The organism is Nocardia sp. NPDC049149 (assembly GCF_043197455.1).
GTDB lineage: Bacteria > Actinomycetota > Actinomycetes > Mycobacteriales > Mycobacteriaceae > Nocardia.
Genome location: NZ_JBICTD010000006.1, coordinates 25,714 through 46,539 on the forward strand (window position 1 = coordinate 25,714; position 20,826 = coordinate 46,539).

Genomic DNA, 20,826 nt, shown 5'->3' on the forward strand with positions numbered 1-20,826 from the left:
CTCAGAGCCCGGGGATGGTGCGGAAGACGGCGGCGGTGCTGTCTTGACGGAGGAAGACGTCGGGAGGTGGCGAGAGGGCGAGGCCGGCGTCGGAGAGCCAGGTGTAGTCGACGAGGTGCAGGGGACCTGCGGGGGACGTGACCTGCACTTCGATGCCTTCAGACGGAGGTGCGTTGAAGAGGATGCCCTTCGCGGGGACAGGAGTCAGATCGCGGCCTGCCACGGTGAGAGAGCTGGGCGCGGTGTCGTAGCGGAGGGCGATGCTGGTGGCGTCGCGGGTGCTGCGGAGGCGGAGGTGGACGGTGCGTTGGTTCGATTCGGTGGTGTCGGAAAGGATTTCGGCGGTGGGTGGTGAGAGGGGCTGGGTGGCGGCCGGTCCGCTGGAGACGGCGTTCGACCACAACTGAGCGAATGGTGTTGTCGGGGTGGTTTTGTCGACGAGCGTGTGGGTCCAGCGGTTGGGTGCGTCGCGAGAGAGCCATTGTGCGGCATTGTGATCCGCATCGAGGGCGTAGACGAGTTGGGAACCGAGCGGATGGTTGTCGTCGCTGCGGTCGACGGCCAGTCCTACCGTGGCGAGTGCAATCGCGAGGACGAACGCGGCGGCGGGGATGGTCCAAGCGCGATGCGTGGGCCAGGCTCGGGTGAGCGTCAGGGCGAGGAGCCCGCCGAACAGCAGCACCGCAGGAGCCACCAGGAACGGTGCAGTGGTGATTCCGGTCTGGAGCAGCGGCCAGGTCGCGGTGCCGAGGAATACTGCTGCGGGCGTGAGGAATACGGTGAGCACCGGCAGCCGCCATCGTTCGGGCAGGACGAAGGTCGCCGCTACGCCCAGTGCGGCCGCGCACGCGGGCACGATCAAAAGGTGTGCGGTCGTGGGGAGTAGGGCCGCGCACACCGCGCCGATCACCGTCGAGGTGCCGAGCATGCCTGCCGCCGCCGCTGCGGTGTCGAAAAGGCGTCGCGCCAGCAGGTACCAGGCCGCGAGCACGCTGGTGGACAGCACGAGGATCGCGAGGTAGTAGAACTCCGGCCGGTAGGGGTCGACGACGAGGGGCCTGTAGTCGGGGCGGATCAGTTTGATCACCTCCCACAACCCGTAGGCGGCGCCCGCCGCGATCGGTGCGGCGACGAGAACGGTTGCGGCAGCACCGAGTACGCGCGCCAGGCTGGTGTCGCCCGCCCGGATGAGGTGCCGGATGATCCAAGTCACCGCGAGGACCGTGGCGACCGCGAGGGCGATGATCACCCACACCGGCAGCACCACGAGGATGCCGAACGGCAGCTGGAAGTACGTGCGATCGACCGCGTCTTCGGCGGTGAGGTCTTGCCCGCCGAATGCTTCGGCCAGACCGAGGCTGTTGTCGCCCAGCTCCTGCACGGTCGGCAGATCGACGTGGGCCGGGTCGTCGAGCCGGTTGTGGTAGTACGCGCTGCGGCCGACGTAAGCCCAATCCAGCACCCGCAATCCGCTCGGGTCGAATGCGGAGTAGTCGGTGCTGCTGGACGTCCGAGCACTGGCCACCATGGTGGCCACCGAGTCGGTGTTCGGGCGGGGCGCCGCGTCGGCGACGGTGCGGATGAGCGCGCCGTCGGGCCTGCTGGTCCGCCACAGCAGCAGCGGTCCGCCTGCACCACGCGCCTCGTGGTTGATGACGACGCCGGTGTCTCTGCCGTCCTTGCCCGCGGTGACGAACGCTTCCGCGCCGAGCAATCCGGCTTCCTCGCCGTCGGTCAGCAGGACGACCACGTCGTTGCGCAGCGGCTGTGCGCTCGCGCGCAGCGCCCGCACGGTTTCCAGCACCGCCGCGACACCGACACCGTCGTCATTGGCGCCGGGCCCGGACGGGACGGAATCGTAGTGCGCGGTCAGGAATACCGTGCCCTTCGACTGCGTACCCGGCAGTCGGGCAACGATATTCGCGACCCGCCCCATCGACAGCACGTCGCGTTCGATCGCCGCAGGAGCCCGCCCGACTCCGGTCTGCACTTCGGTGTCGAGCCCCAGCGTCCGCAGTTGCTCGACGAGGTAATCACGGACCCGGTCGTGTTCGGCGGTACCGATCGGATGCGGCCGTTGCGCGATGGCCGTCACGGTCCGCATCGCGCGTCCGGCACTGAACTCCGTTGCGGGCGCGGATTCCGTGCGATACCCGTGCGGCTGCCGATCCCACGCGGTCACGACCACCACGGTCAGCAGCACCAGAAAGGCAAGCAACCCGGAAATCTTCCGCACGGTGCGATGGTAGTCGGCCGCTATGGACCAATCGCCGTGCTCGCGCAGATCCGTGGCAGACGGGCTTGCGAGTACAGAAACGCCGGTGCGCTGGAGCGGAGTACCGCATCCAGCGCACCGGCGCTCAATCGTGTTGTCCCGGAGGAGAACTACTTTTTGGTGAGGTCCATCCCCGGCGCTGCGTCGGTGAGGATCGAATCGGCCGTGACCACCGCGCCCCGACCCTTCTTCCGCGCACGCAACCTCGCTTCCAGCTTGGTCGCCACGAAGGTCAACGCGCTGTTGAGCGAGATCATCACGATCGCGATCACGAACAGCGAGGGGATCGTGTTCTGCTCCGCCGCGCCGAGCTGCTGACCGGACCGGACGATCTCGGTGTAGGTGATCTGGTAGCCGAGCGCCGAATCCTTCAGCGCGACAACCATTTGCGAGACCAGCGCGGGCAGCATCGCGGTGACCGCCTGCGGCAGCAGGATCAACCGCATCAGCTGGTTCTTGCGCATCCCGAGCGCGACGGCCGCCTCGGTTTGCCCCTTCGGCAACGAACGAATGCCCGCACGCACGATTTCGGCGATGACCGATCCGTTGTAGACGGTCAGCGCGGTCACCACCGCGGCAAGTGCCAGATCGTCGGAGGGGAAGATCTGGTTCTTGGAGAACAGCCCGAACAGGAAGATCATCAGGATCAGCACCGGAATGGCCCGTGCCACTTCGACGATCGTGCCGGCAACCCAGCGCACGGCCCGATGATCCGACAGCCGGAGGATGCCGAAGATCATGCCGAGCACGAGCGCGAACACGATCGACAGCAACGCCGCGACGACGGTGCCCTTCAGACCGGGCAGCAGGTAGGTCTCCCAGACCTCGGCGTCGAGGAACGGCTTCCACTTGGCCGCCGTGAACTGTCCCGTCTTGTCGAATCCGCGGTACAGCACCCACAGAAACGCCGCGACGGCGGCGACGACCACGACCGTGTAGATGTGGTGCCTGATCCGTCCGCGGGGTCCTGGTGCGTCGAACAGCACCGAAGCTGAACTCATCGGGCGACCTCGAATCGCTTGGCGAGCCAACCGAAGAGCAGGCCGGTCGGCAGGGTCAGGATGACGAACCCGAGGGCGAAGATGGCGCCGACGGCGATCACATTCGCCTCGTTCTCATTGACGTTGGCCATCAGGAACGCGGCCTCGACAACGCCGATGGCCGAGGCGATCGTGGTGTTCTTGGTGAGCGCGATCAGCACGCTGCCCAGCGGCGCGATGGTCGCGCGAAAGGCCTGCGGCAGCACGATGAGTCGCAGATTCTGCGCGAAGGTCAGGCCGAGCGAACGGCCCGCTTCGGACTGGCCCATCGCGACGGTGTTGATGCCGGACCGCAGCGACTCACACACGAAACTGCCGGTGTAGATGCTGAGGCCGATGATGGCGTAGCGGAAGTTGTTCTGGGCCACCGAATCCGGGCCCTCGCCCGCCAGCTTCCAGCCCATCGTGGTGTACAGGCCGAGCGACATGAAGACGATGATCAGCGTGAGTGGGGTGTTGCGGAAAATGGTGACGTAGGCGGTGCCGACCGCGCGGGCGATCGGCACGGGGGACACGCGCAGCGCGGCGACGAAAGTGCCCAGGATCAGCGCTCCGACCGCCGAGAGCACGGTCAGTTGGATGGTCACCCAGAAGGCGTCGAGGATTTGATCGTCATACCTCGAGATCAGGTCGAACACGGCGTACGCGTCCCTCCCATCGGGTCTCGATGTTCATTGGTCATCAGCGGAGCTCTGCGTGGTTACACAAGCTGCCGCCTCCGGGCTTGACCCGCTCATGCGGGCGTCAGGGGAAAAGTGCGGCGGGTGGCTCGACCCGGTGGGGTCGAGCCACCCGTGCGTGGGGAATCTCAGTACCGGTCGACCTTCGGCGGCGTCGGCGCCTGGTAGCCGGACGCACCGACGGTCGCGTCGAACGCCTTCTTCCAGGAGCCGTCCGAGATCATTTCCTCGATCGCGCTGTTCACCTTGTCGCGGAGTTCCTTGTCGCCCTTCTTCAGGCCGATGCCGTAGTTCTCCGTGGTGAACGGCTTGCCGACGACCTTGAACGCGCCGGTGCTCTGCGAGGCGTAGCCGGCCAGGATGATGTCATCGGTGGTCACCGCATCCCAGGAGCCCGCGCGCAGGCCCTCGAGGCACACCGAGTAGGTGTCGTTGGCCTGCAGCTGGGTGTCCTTGAAGTTCTTCTCGATGTTCTGGGCCGGGGTGGAGCCCTTGACCGAGCAGACCTTCTTGCCCTTGATGCTGTCCGGGCCGGTGATGTCGGTGTTGTCGGCGCGCACCAGGAACGACTGACCCGCAACGTAGTACGGGCCTGCGAAGTCGACCTTCTGCTTGCGGCTGTCGGTGATCGAGTAGGTGGCCACGATGTAGTCGACCTGGCCGTTCTCGATCAGCGTCTCGCGCTGGCCGGACGGCGATTCCTTCCAGGTGATGCCGTCGGGCTTCACGCCGAGCTTGCCCGCCACATACTTGGCGACCTCGACGTCGAAGCCCGTGTAGGAGCCGTCCTTGGTCCGCAGGCCGAGGCCCGGCTGGTCGTACTTGATGCCGATGGTGAGCTTGCCGTCCTTGGCGTGATCCAGGGCGGACTTGGAGTCGCCGCCACCACACGCGGTGGCGAGGGCGGCGGTCAGGGTCAGAGCGACGGCTCCGACACCGAGCCGAAGGGCACGGTTGATCCTCATCGAGTTTCCTTCTCTTTCTCGTCGGTTTGTTGGTTTGTGGTGAGCCGGACCCAATGGCTCAGTGGCTCAATATCTTGCCGAGGAAGTCCTTCGCACGGTCGGACTTCGGCGCGGTGAAGAACGCTTCCGGTTCGGCGTCCTCGACCACCTGTCCGTCGGCCATGAACAGGACCCGGTTGCCCGCACGCCGGGCGAAGCCCATCTCGTGCGTGACGACCAGCATGGTCATCCCGTCCTTGGCCAGCGACACCATCACGTCGAGCACTTCCTGGACCATCTCCGGGTCCAGCGCCGAGGTCGGTTCGTCGAACAGCATCACCTTGGGGTTCATGGCGAGCGCGCGGGCGATCGCGACGCGCTGCTGCTGACCGCCGGAGAGCTGGGCGGGGTACTTGTCGGCCTGGTTGGCGATGCCGACGCGGGTCAGCAGCTCCATGGCGTGCGTGCGCGCCGCGTCCTTCTTGATCTTGCGCACCTTCATCGGCGCGAGCATGACGTTCTCCACGATCGTCTTGTGCGCGAAGAGGTTGAACGACTGGAACACCATGCCGACGTCGGCGCGCAACGCGGCCAGGCTGCGGCCCTCCGCGGGCAGCGGCACGCCGTCGATGGCGATGTCACCGGAGTCGATGGGTTCCAGGCGGTTGATGGTGCGGCACAGCGTCGACTTTCCCGACCCCGAGGGGCCGAGAACAATGACGACCTGTCCTTTGGGGACTTCGAGGTCGATATCGCGCAGCACATGCAGGTCACCGAAGTGTTTTTGCACATTGCGCATCGAGATCATCGGCGCGCTGGTGGCGGCGCTGGCGTCCCCGGTTGAAGCGTCCCCCGTTGTATCGGGCGCGGCGGCGTCGTCGGTCATGGTCAAAGACCTTAAGCGGAAAACGTGGATTTGCCCGAGTTTCTGCGACACACCGTCGCGCCGCGCCGTATTGACATGTGTCTGTAATCCTCCCGAAAGGTGCATCGTGGGCGGTCGGAGCGTCGTCACGTGACCGGGTGACCGGATCCCGCCACTGGAGTGCGGCGGGCGCTGAGTCCTGCGCCGATGCCCGCGAAACTCGCGTTGCCCGTCCCCGTACCCTTGATGGGTGGATTCGATCGGACAGGACGTGCTGACTCTCGCTCAACTCCCTGTGGACGGCATGCGCAGTTACGAGGTCCGCACCTTCGGTTGCCAGATGAACGTGCACGATTCCGAACGCTTGTCCGGCCTGCTGGAGGACGCGGGTTATGTGAAGGCCGCGCCGGGGGCGTCGGCCGACCTGGTCGTACTCAATACCTGCGCGGTGCGCGAGAACGCCGACAACAAGCTCTACGGCACCCTCGGCCACCTCGCGTCGATCAAGGCCGACCAGCCCGGCATGCAGATCGCGGTGGGCGGCTGCCTGGCGCAGAAGGACCGCGGCACCGTGGTGCGCAAGGCGCCGTGGGTGGACGTGGTGTTCGGCACCCACAACATCGGCTCGCTGCCGGTGCTGCTGGAGCGGGCACGGCACAACGCCGAAGCGCAGGTGGAGATCCTGGAGTCGCTGGAGGCGTTCCCGTCGAGCCTGCCCGCCAAGCGCGAGTCCGCCTACGCGGGCTGGGTGTCGATCTCGGTGGGCTGCAACAACACCTGCACGTTCTGCATCGTGCCGTCGCTGCGCGGCAAGGAGGTCGACCGCCGCCCCGGTGACGTGCTCGCCGAGGTGCAGGCGCTGGTGGACCAGGGCGTGCTCGAGGTGACGCTGCTCGGACAGAACGTGAACTCCTACGGCGCCTCGTTCGCCGACCCGGACGAGCCGCGCGATCGTGGCGCGTTCGCCAAGCTGCTGCGTGCCTGCGGGACCATCGACGGCTTGGAGCGCGTGCGCTTCACCTCGCCGCATCCGGCCGAGTTCACCGACGACGTGATCGAGGCGATGGCCGACACCCCGAACATCTGCCCGCAGCTGCACATGCCGCTGCAATCCGGTTCGGACAAGGTGCTCAAGGCGATGCGGCGCTCCTACCGCAAGGCGCGCTACCTGGGCATCATCGAGAAGGTGCGTGCCGCGATGCCGCACGCGGCGATCACCACCGACATCATCGTCGGCTTCCCCGGCGAGACCGAGGAAGACTTCCAGGAGACCCTGGACGTGGTCCGCCAGGCGCGCTTCACCAGTGCGTTCACCTTCCAGTACTCCAAGCGCCCAGGCACCCCCGCCGCAGAGATGGCCGACCAGCTGCCGAAAGCCGTTGTGCAGGAACGGTATGAGCGGCTCATCGCGTTGCAGGAGGAAGTCTCGCTCGCGGCGAACCGGGCGCTCATCGGCACCGAGGTCGAGCTGCTGGTGGCCGAGGGCGCAGGCAAGAAGAACGCCGCGACCGCACGCATGAGCGGGCGCGCCCGCGACGGCAGGCTGGTGCATTTCCGGCCGGGCGGGACCGCCGAGACGATCCGTCCCGGCGACATCATCACCGTCGATCTCACCGAGGCGGCGCCGCATCATCTGATCGCGGATGCGCCGATCACATCGCACCGGCGGACCGCGGCCGGTGACGCGCACGAGCAGGGGATCACCCCGAAGACCCAGCCGATCGGGGTCGGGCTCGGCCTGCCGCGTATCGGTGCACCCGCGCCGGAACCGGCTGCCGCCGCGGGATGCTCGACCGGTTGTGGTGCGTGAGCAACTCCGTTGCGGCCGTGGACGTTCCAGTCACAGTGAGGTGGGGGCATGAGTGAGCGACCGGCTGACGGGCACGCGGACCGCACGCCCGACGGCGAAAAGCCGGAAACATCCGAACCTACTACCGACGGTAGTGGGTCGGCCGCGGGAACCGAACCCGGAGATGGCACAGTGGACGCGGGCAGTGCAGCGAACCACGAACAAGCCGAACGAAACGAGGGTTCCGTGAACGCGGTCGAGAGCAGCAACTTCGAACAGTTCCGTGACGACCTGGACGCGGTGGAACGCCGCATCGCCGGCGAGATCGATCCCGGGGTGCGCGCCATGGTGGTCGCGGGCGCGGTGTTCGTCCTGCTGCTCTCGCTGGTGCTGCCGCACGCGGGCGGCGCCCGCGGTTTCGATGTGCTGCTCGGCACCGACGCCGCCCGGCTGGAGCACATCGGGCTGCCGTCGCGGATCTTCGTCTGGTTCCTGGTGATCTTCGGCGTCGGCTTCTCGACGCTGGCGCTGATGACCCGGCGCTGGTTCCTCGCCTGGATCGCCGTCGCAGGCACCGCGATCACCAGCGTGTTCGGCGTCTTCTCGATCTGGCACCGCCAGACACCCGGCATCGGCAACTACCACGGCGCAGGCCCGGCCATCGGCCTCATTCTCGGCACCCTCGCCGCAATCGTGTTGACCTTCCACTGGGTTCGCGTCGTCTGGAGCCGCACCGCCCTGCAACTGGCCGCGGAAGAGCAGCGCCGCAACGCCTCCGCCGTCGCCGAGGAACGCGACCGCCGCCGCCTCACCGGCGAGTAACTCCGACCGCGCGGAGTCACCGAATAAGATCATCAGCACCGATCAGGAATCGAGAAGCGCTCGTCACAGAGTTCTCACTACCGTCTGCGTCACCGAACCACGTTCCGGCAGATCGCCGGGTTGCTCGGATTGCACAGGAGGACGCGATGAACTGGAACAAGCGAATCCGGCAGTTCCACCGATGGGTGGCGATCGTCTTCACGGTGACGGTCGTGCTCACCGTTGTCGTCTTGGCGGTGCAGGGACCGGAATGGGTGTCCTACGTGCCGTTGCTCCCGCTGGCCCTGCTCGCCTTCTCCGGGATCTACCTGCTGGTGCGGTGGTATCGGACGAGCAGGCGGTCCAGCAGTAGCCCACCGGCCGGTGCGGGCCGGGCCGCCTGGGTTCGGCCGTTGCACCGCTGGTCGGCCGTCACCTTCCTGGCGACCGTCCTCGTCACGTTCGTCGCGCTGTCGCTGCCGGATCCGATCATCTGGGTGTCCTACATCCCGCTGCTCCCGCTTGCGGCGCTGCTGATTTCAGGGCTCACCATGTTCACCCAGGTGGCAATGGCGCGGCGGCGCACCGGCCGAGCGCTGCCCGCGTAGCTCTGGCTCGCGAGGCCGCTGCTGCATTGAGGCCGCGGCGACGTCACTCGGCCGCTGATTCACCCTGCGCCACACCACGAGTCGCGGTTGGGCGCAGCGCACCCGGCGGCGCTCAGCGGTTGGTGACCGCGCCTTCCGCGGCCTCGGCCCACTCGCGCCACTGCTTGGCCTGTTCCAGTGCCTTCTCGGCGTCCCGAGCCTTGCCTGCGGCCTGCGCCTTGGCGGCCTGCTCCTCGAATTGCGCTACCCGCTCACGGAATTGGGCGGCGCGCGCCATCGCCTCCGGATCGGTGCGCCGCCACTGGTCGTCGGCCGCGTCGCGGACCCGCTTCTCGATGGCGCGCAGCTTGCCTTCCAGTTCCTGGATGCGTTCGCGCGGCACCTTGCCGATGGCGTCCCACTTGTCTTGCAGCTCACGCAAAGACGCGCGGGCGGCTTCCAGGCCGTTGGCCGGGTCGATGTGGTCGTAGGAATGCAGGAGCTCTTCCTTGGCGGTGGCGTTGTGCTCGAACTCGGCGTCGCGCTCGGTGACGGCGGCGTTGCGGGCGGCGAAGAACACGTCCTGCGCGCTCTTGAAGCGCCGCCACAGCGCCTCGTCGGCCTCGCGCGGCGCCCGGCCCGCGGCCTTCCACTCGGCGAGCAGATCACGGAAGACACTCGCGGTGCCGACCCAGTCGGTGGAGCCGGACAGTTCCTCGGCGCGCACGCACAGCTCTTCCTTGCGCGTCTTCGCCGCGGCCCGTTCCCGGTCGAGCTCGGCGAAATGCGCGCCGCGCCTGCGGTTGAACGCCTCGCGCGCCTTCGAGTACCGCTTCCACAGCGCGTCGTCGACCTTGCGGTCGACGCCGCGGATCGACTTCCACTCGTCGAGGATCTCGCGTAACCGGTCGCCCGCTGACTTCCACTGGGTGGATTCGGCGGCGATCTTCTCGGCCTCGGCGCACAGCGCTTCCTTGCGCTCGGTGTGCTCGTGCCGAGCCCGGTCCTTCTCCTCCTTGGCGTGCGCGGCCGCCTCTTCGGAGTGTTCGGCGATCGCGTCGAGGCGCTTGGCGAGCCCGTCGATATCGCCGATGACGGCGGCGGTGGGCAGCGATTCGGCGAGGGCGACCGCGGCGGCCTTCGTCTTGCGCGCGTCCGCGCCCGCGGCGAGGCGGGCTTCCAGTAGCGCGACCTCGGTGGCCAAGTCGTCGAACCGGCGGCCGAAGTGGGCGAGCCCCTCGGCGGCGTCGCCCGCCTGCCAGGAGCCGACCTGGCGTTCGCCCTCGGCGGTTTTCACCCAGGCGGTGCCGTCGTCGTCGACGCGACCCCACGCACTGGGGTCGGTGACGGTCGGCACCACGACGGGATGCGGGTGCTGCTGAGCCGGGCCCGGGGTCGCGTGCGGCTTGGGGGGTTGGATCGAGCCGCCGGGTTTCGGGGCACCGGAAGAGCGCGGCATCTTGCCGGGGCTGGCTTTCGCGGTTCCGTTGCTGTCGGTCATAGCTCCTCGTCCCTGCCGCGCGTCACGGCTGCCTGGTTACGCTCTAGCTCATCCCATTGAACCCGGTCCGAGCCCTTGTGACCATCGACCCACGCCTTCACTCGGAGGAATCACGGGATTGCAACCCCTGATGACCTGGGTTGTAGCTCTTCGAACAGTATCAATCCCGACCACCTTTGCGGCAGAGACACTCGAAGCCGGGCCGCTACCCGCGGTGCACAGCGGCGGTCGGGGCAACAGATACGGTTACGACGTGTTCTCGATTGCCGCGCTGGTCCCGTCGCCACCGATCCTGGTGCCCGAGCTCTGCGGCGGCGCGACCGGCCCGATCCCCGGTCATCAGGACGATCCACGGGTGGCGTTGCGGGCCGAGGTGCTTGCCGCCGCGACCGCCATGGCCGCGGTGTCAGACCGGTGGACGGTCGTCGGTGTCGGCGCCGCCGACCAGGCATTCGGTCCGGGAACGGTCGGCACGTTCCGTGGGTTCGGCGCCGATGTGCGGGTGGCGCTGTCCGCGATCGCGTCGGCGACGCCGGATCCGCGGCTTCCGTTGCCCGTGTTGATCGCTGGATGGTTGCGAGAACAGGTCGCACCGGCCGTTGCCGCCGATGTCCACATTGTTGCCGAGGACACCGATCCGGACGATTGCCGCGCGCTCGGCATGAAACTTCGTGCCGAAGCGGACGGTTCGGACGCGCGGCACGGTGTGCTGGTGATCGCCGACGGCGCCGCGACTCTGACGCTGAAGGCGCCCGGCTACCTCGACGAGCGCGCCGCCGCGGTGCAAGCGGACCTCGATCGGATGCTGCGCACCGGTGATCTCGCGGGACTGCGCGCGCTCGACCCCGTGCTGTGCGCCGAGCTTGTGCTGTCCGGCCGCGCCGCGTATCAAGTGCTGACGGGGTTGTTCGATACCGCTCCGAGCGTCGAGACCCGGTACCAGGCCGCACCATTCGGCGTCGGCTATCACGTGGGCCTGTGGCGGGCCGCGGAGGCGCAGTCGTGACCGACCCGATCACCCCGATCGCCGTCGTCGGCCCCACCGCCACCGGCAAATCGAACCTCGGCCTCGACCTCGCCGAACGGCTCGGCGGCGAGATCGTCAACATCGACGCGATGCAGCTCTACCGCGGCATGGACGTCGGCACCGCGAAACTCACCGTCGCCGAGCGCCGCGGCATCCCGCATCACCAGCTCGACGTGCTCGACGTGACCGAAACCGCGACCGTCGCCGTCTATCAAGCCGCGGCAAGTGCCGACGTCGAGGCGATCATGGCGCGCGGTCGGGTGCCGGTGATCGTCGGCGGCTCGATGATGTATGTCCAAGCGCTGCTGGATGAATGGGCGTTCCCGGCCACCGATCCTGCCGTGCGTGCGCGCTGGGAGGCGGTGCTCGCCGACGGCGGTGTCGACGCGGTGCACGCGGCGCTGCGGCAGGCCGATCCGGCCGCGGCGGCCACCATCCTGCCCACCGACGGCAGGCGGATGGTGCGCGCACTCGAGGTCGTCGAACTCACCGGAAAACCTTTTGCCGCCTCCGCGCCCGAAATCGGCACGCCGCGTTGGGGAACCGTCATCATTGGGGTCGACCGCGAGACAACCGAACTCGACGAACGGATCGAACTGCGCACCGAGCTGATGTTCGAACAGGGGCTCGTCGACGAAGTGCGCGCCCTGATCGAACTCGGTCTGCGCGACGGTGTCACCGCCCGGCGTGCCATCGGTTACGCACAAGTCCTCGCGTACCTGGACAACGAATATGACTTTGAGCATGCGCGGGAACGCACCCTGATCGGCACTCGGCGCTACGTCCGACGGCAGCGCTCGTGGTTCCGCCGCGATCCACGGGTGCGCTGGGTGGACGGCGCCGCCGCCGATCTGGTGCCGACCGCGCTCGCCCTGCTCGACGAGAAGGAACGGAGTCCCCAGTGACCCGACGTGTGAGCACCCGCAATGCCTCCGTGCAGGTGTGGCAGGCGTACTTGAACAACCGGACCAAACGCCATCGCGACGGGCGCTTCCTGGTGCAGGGCGTCCGGCCGATCAGCCAGGCGGTCGCCAACGACTGGCCCTTGGAGACGCTGCTCTATCGCCTCGGCACTCCCGACCTGTCGAACTGGGCCAGGGAACTGTTGGACGCCAGCGATGTTCCGCAGGTCGGCCTGGTGCCGGAATTGATGGCCGAACTCGGCGAAAAGGCAGGCGGCATACCGGAAGTGGTGGCCGTTGCGGTGTCGCGGCAGGACGAGCTCGACACCTTCGCGCCGGGGGAGCCCGGCGAGGACGCGCCCGTGGTCGTGGTGTTCGACCGACCGAATTCGCCGGGCAACCTCGGCACGCTGATCCGTTCAGCCGACGCGTTCGGCGCCAGCGGCGTGATCGTCACCGGGCACGGGGCCGACCAGTACGACCCGCAGGCGGTGCGCGCGTCGACCGGATCGCTGTTCGCCATGCCGGTGCTGCGCGCGGCCGGGCCCGCGCAGGTGAGCGAATTCCGGGATCGGCAGGTGCGGCGCGGAATTCCGACGCGGATCGTCGGCACCGACGAGCACGGTCCGCGCGCGGCCTACGACTACGACTTCACCGAGGCGACGATCCTCGTCATCGGCAACGAAACCAGCGGCATGAGCGCGGCCTGGCAGCAGGCGTGCGACGCCATGGTGCACATCCCGATGGGCGGCACCGCGAGCTCGCTGGGCGCGCCGTCGGCGGCGGCCGTGGCGCTGTACGAAATTTCCCGGCAGCGCCGGACGTTTGCCAAGTGACAACCGAGTAGGGAGAAACACGCACGTGTCGGATATCGAGTTCGCCAAGGGCCACGGCACCCAGAACGATTTCGTGGTGCTGCCCGACCTCGAGGTACGCCTCGACCTGACGCCGGAGCGGGTCAGCGCGCTGTGCGACCGGCAGCGCGGACTCGGCGCCGACGGGGTGCTGCGGGTGGCGCGCGCCGGCGCGTTGCACGCCGCAGGGGTGCTCGCGGAGATTCCGGCGGGGGTGGCTGCCGACGATTGGTTCATGGACTACCGCAACGCCGATGGGTCCATCGCCGAGATGTGCGGCAACGGGGTGCGGGTGTTCGCGCATTACCTGGTGGCGTCCGGGCTGGAGACCAGCAGTGAGTTCGTTGTCGGCAGTCGCGCGGGTTCCGGGCCGGTCACCGAGTTCGTCGTCGGCAGCAGGGCAGGCGCTCGGCCGGTCAAGGTGCACGCCGCGACCGCGGTCGACGGTGACGTCACTGTCGACATGGGCCAGGTCCGTCAGCTGGGTGAATCGACGGCGACCGTCGCGGGATGGGCCTACTCCGGCCTCGGCACCGACGTCGGCAACCCGCACCTGGCCTGCGTCGACCCCGGGCTGTCCGCGGAAGGGCTCGCCAAGCTCGACCTGACCGTGCCGCCCGGCTACGACCCGGATCTGTTCCCGCACGGCGTCAACGTGGAAATCGTGACCGCGCTCGATGCCGACGGTTCCGTCGATATGCGGGTGTACGAGCGCGGCGTCGGCGAAACCCGTTCCTGCGGAACAGGAACCGTTGCCGCGGCGGCAGCGGCTTTGGCAGACAAGGGTTTCGATCTCGCCACCGACAGCGGTGAAGTGCGCGTTCGTATTCCGGGTGGCGAAGTCACCGTCGGCATCGCGAACGGTGCTGCCTGGTTGCGGGGGCCCTCGGTCCTCGTTGCCAAAGGGCACCTGGCGCAGGACTGGTGGCACGCGATCTCGAGTTAGCTCGAACGGTGGAACCAGTCGAAACTCGCTTGACCTCGCGCACCGGGTCGAGGACGCTGAGGGGCGTAATCTGGGAGGAAGTCGGCACAAACCTTGTGCCAAAGAATATGTCGATATGCTCCCCCGCCGCGCAGGTCTCCTGCAGGTCAGGACAGCGATCGATGAGGTTGAATGACGAAATCTAAGACGTTTGAATTCACGCCAGCCGACGAGTTCGAGGCGGCCGAGGACAGCACACAGCCGACGGACGATCAGTCCGAGGGTGACGTGGTGGCCGAGCATGCCGCGCGGATGAAGCGGTCCGGCGGTTGGACGGCCGCCGAGCCGACGGTCGGCGAGATGCAGCTCGACGAACGCAGCTCGCTGCGTCGCGTGGCCGGGCTTTCCACCGAACTCACCGACATCACCGAGGTCGAGTACCGGCAGCTGCGCCTGGAACGCGTTGTGCTGGTTGGTGTCTGGACCACCGGCAGCGCGGCGCAGGCCGACGCGAGCATGACCGAACTTGCCGCGCTCGCCGAGACCGCAGGCTCGGAGGTGCTCGAAGGGCTGATCCAGCGCAGGGACAAGCCGGACCCGGCCACCTACATCGGCTCGGGTAAGGCCGACGAGCTGCGCGCTGTCGTGCTCGAAACCGGCGCCGACACCGTGATCTGTGACGGTGAACTCACCCCTGCGCAGCTGACCGCGCTGGAAAAGGTCGTCAAGGTCAAGGTGATCGACCGGACCGCACTGATCCTCGATATCTTCGCCCAGCACGCCACCTCCCGTGAGGGCAAGGCGCAGGTCGCGCTCGCGCAGATGGAATACATGCTGCCGCGACTGCGCGGCTGGGGTGAGTCGATGTCCCGGCAGGCCGGTGGCCGCGCGGGCAGCAACGGCGGCGTCGGTCTGCGTGGTCCCGGTGAAACGAAGATCGAGACCGATCGTCGCCGAATCCGCGAACGAATGGCCAAGCTGCGCCGCGAGATCCGGGAGATGAAGACCGCCCGCGACACCATGCGGGCCCGCCGCAACTCCAGCGGCATCCCGTCGGTCGCGATCGTCGGCTACACCAACGCGGGCAAGTCCAGCCTGATGAACGCGCTGACCGGGGCGGGCCTGCTGGTGCAGGACGCGCTGTTCGCCACCTTGGATCCGACCACCCGTCGCGCCGATCTCGACGACGGCCGCGAGGTCGTGTTCACCGATACCGTCGGTTTCGTGCGGCACCTGCCGACTCAGCTGGTCGAGGCGTTTCGCTCCACCCTCGAAGAGGTGACCGGCGCCGACCTGCTGCTGCATGTGGTCGACGGTTCCGACGCACTGCCCGCCGAACAGATCAAGGCGGTCCGCGAGGTGATCACCGACGTGATCAAGGAGCAGGGCACCTCGGCCCCGCCGGAACTGCTGGTGGTCAACAAGATCGATGCCCTCGATCCGATGGCGCTCACCCGCCTGCGCGGTCAGCTCCCCGATGCGGCGTTCGTCTCCGCCAACACCGGTCTCGGCATCGACGCCCTGCGCGATCGCCTCGCCGAGGTGCTCGGCGGCCTCGACGTCGAAATCGGCGTGCTGCTCCCGTACACCCGCGGCGACCTGCTCGCCCGCATCCACGCCGACGGCCGCATCATCTCCGCCACCCACGAGGAAGGTGGCACCCGGGTCCGCGCCCGCGTCCCGCACTCGCTGGCCGCGGCCCTGTCGGAATACGCCCACGCAGGCGGCACCCCGGAATCCAACGGCCACGCCCCAAGCTGACCCGCCCTTTCCGGGCGTCCGGAACGAGTGCGAATCCCAAGAAAGGGTGCGAACCCGCACCCTCAGGAGTTCGTCGACTGATCATGGGAACTGGTGCAGGCATCGCCCGAGAAGCCACCTGCACCAGTTCCCCTCGACCCGAAACCACGCTTACGCAACCGAGCAATTGACTGGCGAATGTTGGTGTGGGGGAGTGCTCGTGGGTTGCGCGGGGGGTAGATCTGGGTCACGTGGGTGGGGGGCGTAGTGATTGCTGCCACATTTCGTGGTGATCAACTATGTCGGAATTGTGGTTGGTGGCGGTGAATCATGCTGTGCATCAAAGGGTTTGGTAATCGTCCTGGTGCTGTATGGCGTGCCACACAGTCTATTTTGTTGCGATATCGTGTCGAATCGACATCAGGAGGGTTCTATGTCGAACGATCGTTCAGGCTCGGCCGGTTCCGGAGACCGGTCATCAGGTGTTCAGCTACTCGACCGGCCGACGCTCAGTGATGGTGCGCCGCTGTCGGTTTCGCTGACCGATACCGACGTGCGGGTGATCGAGGCGCTGCTCGCACCCCTGCGTGCCTGGACGAGCCCGCGCTTCTACGGACTCGACAACATCCCGACCGACGGACCGGTTCTGCTGGTCGGCAACCACAACCTGATGGGCGGCATCGACGCTCCGCTGCTGCTCCCCGAGGTCCTGCGCCGTCGCGGACGGCTGATCCGCGGCCTCGCCGAGAACGTGCTGATCGCGGTCCCCGGCCTGCGCCACTTCCTGCATCGCTACGGCGCGGTCCGCGGCACCCGCGGCAACTGCCTGGCATTGCTGAAGCGCGGCGACGCCGTCATCGTGTTCCCCGGCGGTGGTCGAGAAGCCGTGCGCCGCAAGAACGAGAAGTACGCCCTCAAATGGGAGGGCCGCACCGGCTTCGCTCGGATGGCGATCGAGGCAGGCGCCCCGATCGTGCCGATCGCCATGATCGGCGTCGACGACGCCTACGACATCGTGGTCGACGGCGACCATCCTGTGCTGCGCCCGCTGCGCTGGACCGTCGAGGCGCTCGGCCTGAACCGTGAGCTGACGCCTCCGCTGCTGCGTGGCCTCGGCCCGACCCTCATCCCGCGCCCTGAACGCTTCTACTTCTCCGCAGGCGCCCCGATCGACCCGGCGCCATGGCGCGACGCGGACGACATCGCCGCTGCGGCAAAGGAACTGCGTGACGTGGTTCGCAAAGCCCTCGAGGAGGAACTGAAGTTCCTCTTCACCGAACGTGACCGCGACTCCGGCCGCACGCTTGCCGGCCGGGTGCAGGGCTGGTTCCGCCGCTGATCGGCGCGCGCATCCGCGGTGGGTTGTCCACGTCGGCTGCGGGTGTGTCCGCCGACAACGTCTGACCGTGATAGTGACTTCGGGCGAAGACTGCGGCCGTAGTTAGCTGGGCGGTCGGCTGGATTCAGTTCGGGTGTTCGGTCAGGTCGTAGACGGCGATATTGCCGATGCGGGTGGCGGGGTAGTGATCGGCTACCCACGTCGCGATCTCGGGGCTGCCGGTCACCTGCCATGGTTTGTCCTTGGGCGTCGTGGCGCCGGGCTGGCCCGGGACGCGCCACGATGCGGGGAGCGGCATTTCCTGCACCAGATAGTAGGTGAGCTCGTGCTTGGCGAGGATCTGCTGGAACTGGGGCAGGGTGGGGACCGGATCGTCGGCCGCGAACCCGCCGATCGCCATGACCGGTGTGCGGCTGGCCAATTCGAGTGCGGCCGCGATCGAACCGCGATCGACGGCAGCCGACCAGCGCGTGGTCGAGTTCATCAGCATGGCCACGAGCTGCGGCTTGAGGAATGCACCGCCGTCCGCGAAATTCTGGGTCTGCCGGTGGATCAGCGCCTCGATGCCGGTGTCGACCGGCTTGGCCGGTCCGACGACGGGACTGCGGCCGGTGTGGGCTTGCGGAATCGTGGCCGCCGCGTAGGCGGTCGAGCCGCCGAGCCCGGCGAGCACGCCGATGACCACCAGCACCGCGGCCACCCGGCTGCGCGCCACCCGCAATCCTGCCGGGGTCGGGATCGCGGCGAGTAACAGCCCGAGGGCTGCGACGCCTGCCGTCGCCGCGATGGTCCAGCGCAGCCAGGGCAGCCAGTCCGAATTACGTTGCAGCACAATAAATGACCACGCGCCCATGCTGAGGATCAGTGCGGCGGCACCGATCCGGCCGACCGCATGATCGCGGCGCTGCCACAGCTGGTGCAGGCCGATGGCGAGCATTCCGGCGACGGCAGGCGCGAGAGTCAGTGTGTAGTAGGCGTGTTCGGCCGCGGCCATGACACTGAAGGCGCCGCCCAGCGTGATCAACCACAGCCCGAAGATCAGCGTGGTCCCGCGCACCAGATCGGTGCGCGGCGCCCGCCGCAGCGCCAACACCAGCAGGAACGCCACCAGTGCGGCGGGAAGCAGCCAGGAGATCTCGAATCCGCTCTCGCCGGCGAACAGTCGGCCGGGGCCGGGGGAGCCGAAATCGTTGAAGCTCTGCAGCAGGCCGTTCGGCGCCTGATACCCCTCGGGCAGTGCGATCCGTTCGGCTGGCGGGGTGTGACCGAGGAATCGGCCGAAACCGTTGAAGCCGAACACCGCATCCATGAAGGTGTTGTCATCGGATCCGGCCAGATACGGCCGGGACGAGGCGGGCCAGAGCGCGGTGAGCAGCACATACCAGCCGGACGAGACGATCAATGCGGCGGCGGCACCGACCAAGTGCAACAACCGGTTTCGCAATGACGTGGGTGCCACGATGAGGTAGGTGACCGCCAGCGCGGGCAACACCATGAGTCCTTCGAGCAGCTTGGCCAGAAAGGCGAAGCCGAGCGCCGCACCGGCCAGCATCAGCCAGCGCCCGCTGGCCCGTTCCAGCGCGCGGACCGTCCCGTAGGCGGCCGCGGTCATCAGCAGCACCATCACCGCGTCGGGATTGTTGAACCGAAACATCAAGGCCGCCACCGGAGTTGCCGCCAGGATCGCACCGGCGAGCAGTCCGGCGCCGCGACTACCCGTCGTGCGCGCGACCGTCGCATACAGCAGCGCCACCGCGGCGACCGCCATCAACGCCTGCGGGACGAGCATGCTCGCGCTGCTGAACCCGAACAGCTGACCGGACAGCCCCATCACCCACTGCGACGCGGGCGGCTTGTCGACGGTGATGAAGTTGCCCGGATCGAGCGACCCGAAGAGCAGCGCCTTCCAGCTGCGCGATCCGGCCCAGGCCGCGCCCGCGTAGAAGTTGTTCGCCATACCGTTGACGGTGATATTCCACAGGTACGCGGTCGCGGTACCGAGCAGCAGCAGGATCAACCCGACGCGTTCCACGGGCCGGGCCGATGATTGGTCTGTCGGGTCTGCGGGGGAGGCGACGGAGCCGGTCGGAGCCGTCGCGATGAGGGTCGCCGCCATGCGGTTCACGGTCGCATGCTGATGTTCACCAAAAGTTGTACAGCGGGTTAACACGGCGTCGAACTTGTGTGGGCCACGACACCGCCGTTCGCCGTGGGTTTGTCGAGAATCTCGCCGTTCTTCCGCAGACCTCGCCGCCGTACCTGGTGAGGCAACAATTCCAGGACGGAAGTGAACTGAGATTCTCGTTCCGGGTACCGTGTGTGACAACGACGGGTCGGTGTGGACCGGCCAGGGTTGTCACTAGGAGGTTGGTGTGGAGCGCACACTGTTCGAACCCGAACACGACTTGTTCCGGGAGTCGTTCCGCAAGTTTCTCGACCAGCATGTCGCGCCGAACCACGCGAAGTGGGAAGAGCAGGGGATCGTCGACCGCTCGGTCTGGCTGGAAGCGGGTAAGCAGGGCTTCCTCGGCATGGCCATGCCGGAGGAGTACGGCGGCGGTGGGGTCAAGGACTTCCGCTACAACGCGATCGTCGCCGAGGAGTCGGTGCGCGGCCAGTACTCCGGTCTCGGTTTCGCGCTGCACAACGATGTGATCGCCCCCTACCTGCTGGAACTGGCCAACGACGAGCAGAAGCAGCGCTGGCTGCCCGGCTTCTGTTCCGGCGAGATCATCACCGCGATCGCCATGACCGAACCCGGCACCGGCTCCGATCTGCAGGGCATCAAGACCCGCGCGGTCCGTGACGGCGACGATTGGGTGCTCAACGGCTCGAAGACCTTCATCACCAACGGCATCAACTCCGACATCGTCATCGTGGTCGCGCAGACCGACCCCGACAAGGGCGCGATGGGCTTCAGCCTGCTGGTCGTCGAGCGTGGCATGCCTGGCTTCGAGCGTGGCCGCAACCTCGACAAGCTCGGCCTGAAGGCGCAGGACACCGCCGAGCTCAGCTTCACCGACGTGCGGGTGCCCGGGGCCAACCTGCTCGGTCAGGAAGGCGCGGGCTTCATCCACCTGATGCAGAACCTCCCGCAGGAGCGCCTGTCGATCGCCGTGATGGCGGCCGCCGCCATGGAGGCCTGCCTGGACATGACCGTCCAATACGTGCGCGATCGCAAGGCGTTCGGCAAGCCGATCGGCACCTTCCAGAACACCCGCTTCGTCCTCGCCGAACTGGCCACCAAGACCACCGCGGTGCGGGTGCTGGTCGACCGCTTCATCGAGGACCTCAACGCGGGCCGCCTGTCCGTCGAAGACGCCGCGATGGCCAAGTGGTGGAGCACCGAGGAGCAGGTCGAGCTCATCGACCGCTGCCTGCAGCTGCACGGCGGGTACGGCTACATGAAGGAATACCCGATCGCCAAGGCGTACATGGATGCTCGCGTCCAGACCATCTACGGCGGCACCACCGAAATCATGAAGGAGATCATCGGTCGCTCCCTGAAACTGTCCTGATACCAGGCGGTTTCGCCGGAGTAGCGGGTGGCACTCGGC

Annotated in this window: 17 protein-coding genes; 10 read left to right on the forward strand and 7 right to left on the reverse strand. The window is 67.5% G+C overall.

Features of this window, described 5'->3' with window-relative positions; genetic code table 11:
• Position 1 precedes the first annotated feature (1 nt).
• From ACGFNJ_RS24370 to ACGFNJ_RS24390, 5 genes are all read right to left on the reverse strand, one after another.
• Entirely contained in the window at positions 2 to 2,236 is a 2,235-nt protein-coding gene (locus ACGFNJ_RS24370; protein WP_393452373.1) for a M20/M25/M40 family metallo-hydrolase, read from the reverse strand.
• Positions 2,237 to 2,385: 149 nt separating this feature from the next.
• Positions 2,386 to 3,276, reverse strand: coding sequence for an amino acid ABC transporter permease (locus ACGFNJ_RS24375; protein ID WP_393452376.1), 891 nt, complete (start codon positions 3,274 to 3,276; stop codon positions 2,386 to 2,388).
• A complete protein-coding gene (locus ACGFNJ_RS24380; protein ID WP_393452379.1) occupies positions 3,273 to 3,953 on the reverse strand; it encodes an amino acid ABC transporter permease in 681 nt (226 codons plus the stop codon). Before ACGFNJ_RS24380 ends, ACGFNJ_RS24375 begins: the two co-directional genes overlap by 4 nt.
• 170 nt (positions 3,954 to 4,123) lie before the next feature.
• The gene (locus ACGFNJ_RS24385; RefSeq protein ID WP_393452382.1) at positions 4,124 to 4,960 is read right to left on the reverse strand and encodes a glutamate ABC transporter substrate-binding protein; all 837 of its coding nucleotides are present in this window, start codon (positions 4,958 to 4,960) and stop codon (positions 4,124 to 4,126) included.
• Positions 4,961 to 5,018: 58 nt separating this feature from the next.
• Positions 5,019 to 5,747 carry an amino acid ABC transporter ATP-binding protein gene (locus tag ACGFNJ_RS24390; RefSeq protein WP_069160224.1) on the reverse strand — a complete coding sequence of 243 codons (729 nt, stop codon included), beginning with the start codon at positions 5,745 to 5,747 and terminating at the stop codon, positions 5,019 to 5,021.
• 361 nt (positions 5,748 to 6,108) lie between these two features.
• On the opposite strand from ACGFNJ_RS24390, the gene miaB reads away from it, so the two are divergent.
• The 3 genes from miaB (at position 6,109) to ACGFNJ_RS24405 (ending at position 9,002) form a co-directional block, all read left to right on the forward strand.
• On the forward strand, positions 6,109 to 7,614 hold the full coding sequence (miaB, locus tag ACGFNJ_RS24395; RefSeq protein WP_393454111.1) for a tRNA (N6-isopentenyl adenosine(37)-C2)-methylthiotransferase MiaB: 1,506 nt from the start codon (positions 6,109 to 6,111) through the stop codon (positions 7,612 to 7,614).
• 48 nt (positions 7,615 to 7,662) lie between these two features.
• Positions 7,663 to 8,415, forward strand: coding sequence for a hypothetical protein (locus ACGFNJ_RS24400; RefSeq protein WP_393452385.1), 753 nt, complete (start codon positions 7,663 to 7,665; stop codon positions 8,413 to 8,415).
• A gap of 146 nt (positions 8,416 to 8,561) precedes the next feature.
• A complete protein-coding gene (locus ACGFNJ_RS24405; RefSeq protein ID WP_393452388.1) occupies positions 8,562 to 9,002 on the forward strand; it encodes a hypothetical protein in 441 nt (146 codons plus the stop codon).
• A 112-nt stretch (positions 9,003 to 9,114) separates the two neighbouring features.
• On the opposite strand, the gene ACGFNJ_RS24410 is transcribed toward ACGFNJ_RS24405, so the two are convergent.
• A complete protein-coding gene (locus tag ACGFNJ_RS24410; protein WP_393452391.1) occupies positions 9,115 to 10,482 on the reverse strand; it encodes a DUF349 domain-containing protein in 1,368 nt (455 codons plus the stop codon).
• Positions 10,483 to 10,735: 253 nt separating this feature from the next.
• Between ACGFNJ_RS24410 and ACGFNJ_RS24415 the strand changes: the two genes are divergently transcribed.
• From ACGFNJ_RS24415 to ACGFNJ_RS24440, 6 genes are all read left to right on the forward strand, one after another.
• The gene (locus ACGFNJ_RS24415; protein ID WP_393452394.1) at positions 10,736 to 11,488 is read left to right on the forward strand and encodes a hypothetical protein; all 753 of its coding nucleotides are present in this window, start codon (positions 10,736 to 10,738) and stop codon (positions 11,486 to 11,488) included.
• On the forward strand, positions 11,485 to 12,414 hold the full coding sequence (gene miaA, locus ACGFNJ_RS24420) for a tRNA (adenosine(37)-N6)-dimethylallyltransferase MiaA (RefSeq protein ID WP_393452397.1): 930 nt from the start codon (positions 11,485 to 11,487) through the stop codon (positions 12,412 to 12,414). Before ACGFNJ_RS24415 ends, miaA begins: the two co-directional genes overlap by 4 nt.
• Positions 12,411 to 13,247 (forward strand): TrmH family RNA methyltransferase, encoded by an 837-nt coding sequence (locus ACGFNJ_RS24425; protein WP_393452400.1) that lies wholly within the window; start codon positions 12,411 to 12,413, stop codon positions 13,245 to 13,247. Before miaA ends, ACGFNJ_RS24425 begins: the two co-directional genes overlap by 4 nt.
• 34 nt (positions 13,248 to 13,281) lie before the next feature.
• Positions 13,282 to 14,211 (forward strand): diaminopimelate epimerase, encoded by a 930-nt coding sequence (dapF, locus tag ACGFNJ_RS24430; protein WP_393454114.1) that lies wholly within the window; start codon positions 13,282 to 13,284, stop codon positions 14,209 to 14,211.
• A 291-nt stretch (positions 14,212 to 14,502) separates the two neighbouring features.
• Positions 14,503 to 15,951 (forward strand): GTPase HflX, encoded by a 1,449-nt coding sequence (gene hflX / locus ACGFNJ_RS24435; RefSeq protein ID WP_393454117.1) that lies wholly within the window; start codon positions 14,503 to 14,505, stop codon positions 15,949 to 15,951.
• A gap of 412 nt (positions 15,952 to 16,363) precedes the next feature.
• Positions 16,364 to 17,269, forward strand: coding sequence for a lysophospholipid acyltransferase family protein (locus ACGFNJ_RS24440; RefSeq protein WP_393452403.1), 906 nt, complete (start codon positions 16,364 to 16,366; stop codon positions 17,267 to 17,269).
• Positions 17,270 to 17,393: 124 nt separating this feature from the next.
• Here the strand turns inward: ACGFNJ_RS24440 and ACGFNJ_RS24445 are convergent, their stop codons facing one another.
• The gene (locus tag ACGFNJ_RS24445; protein WP_393452406.1) at positions 17,394 to 19,385 is read right to left on the reverse strand and encodes an ArnT family glycosyltransferase; all 1,992 of its coding nucleotides are present in this window, start codon (positions 19,383 to 19,385) and stop codon (positions 17,394 to 17,396) included.
• 256 nt (positions 19,386 to 19,641) lie between these two features.
• On the opposite strand from ACGFNJ_RS24445, the gene ACGFNJ_RS24450 reads away from it, so the two are divergent.
• On the forward strand, positions 19,642 to 20,787 hold the full coding sequence (locus ACGFNJ_RS24450; protein ID WP_393452409.1) for an acyl-CoA dehydrogenase family protein: 1,146 nt from the start codon (positions 19,642 to 19,644) through the stop codon (positions 20,785 to 20,787).
• Positions 20,788 to 20,826 lie beyond the last annotated feature (39 nt).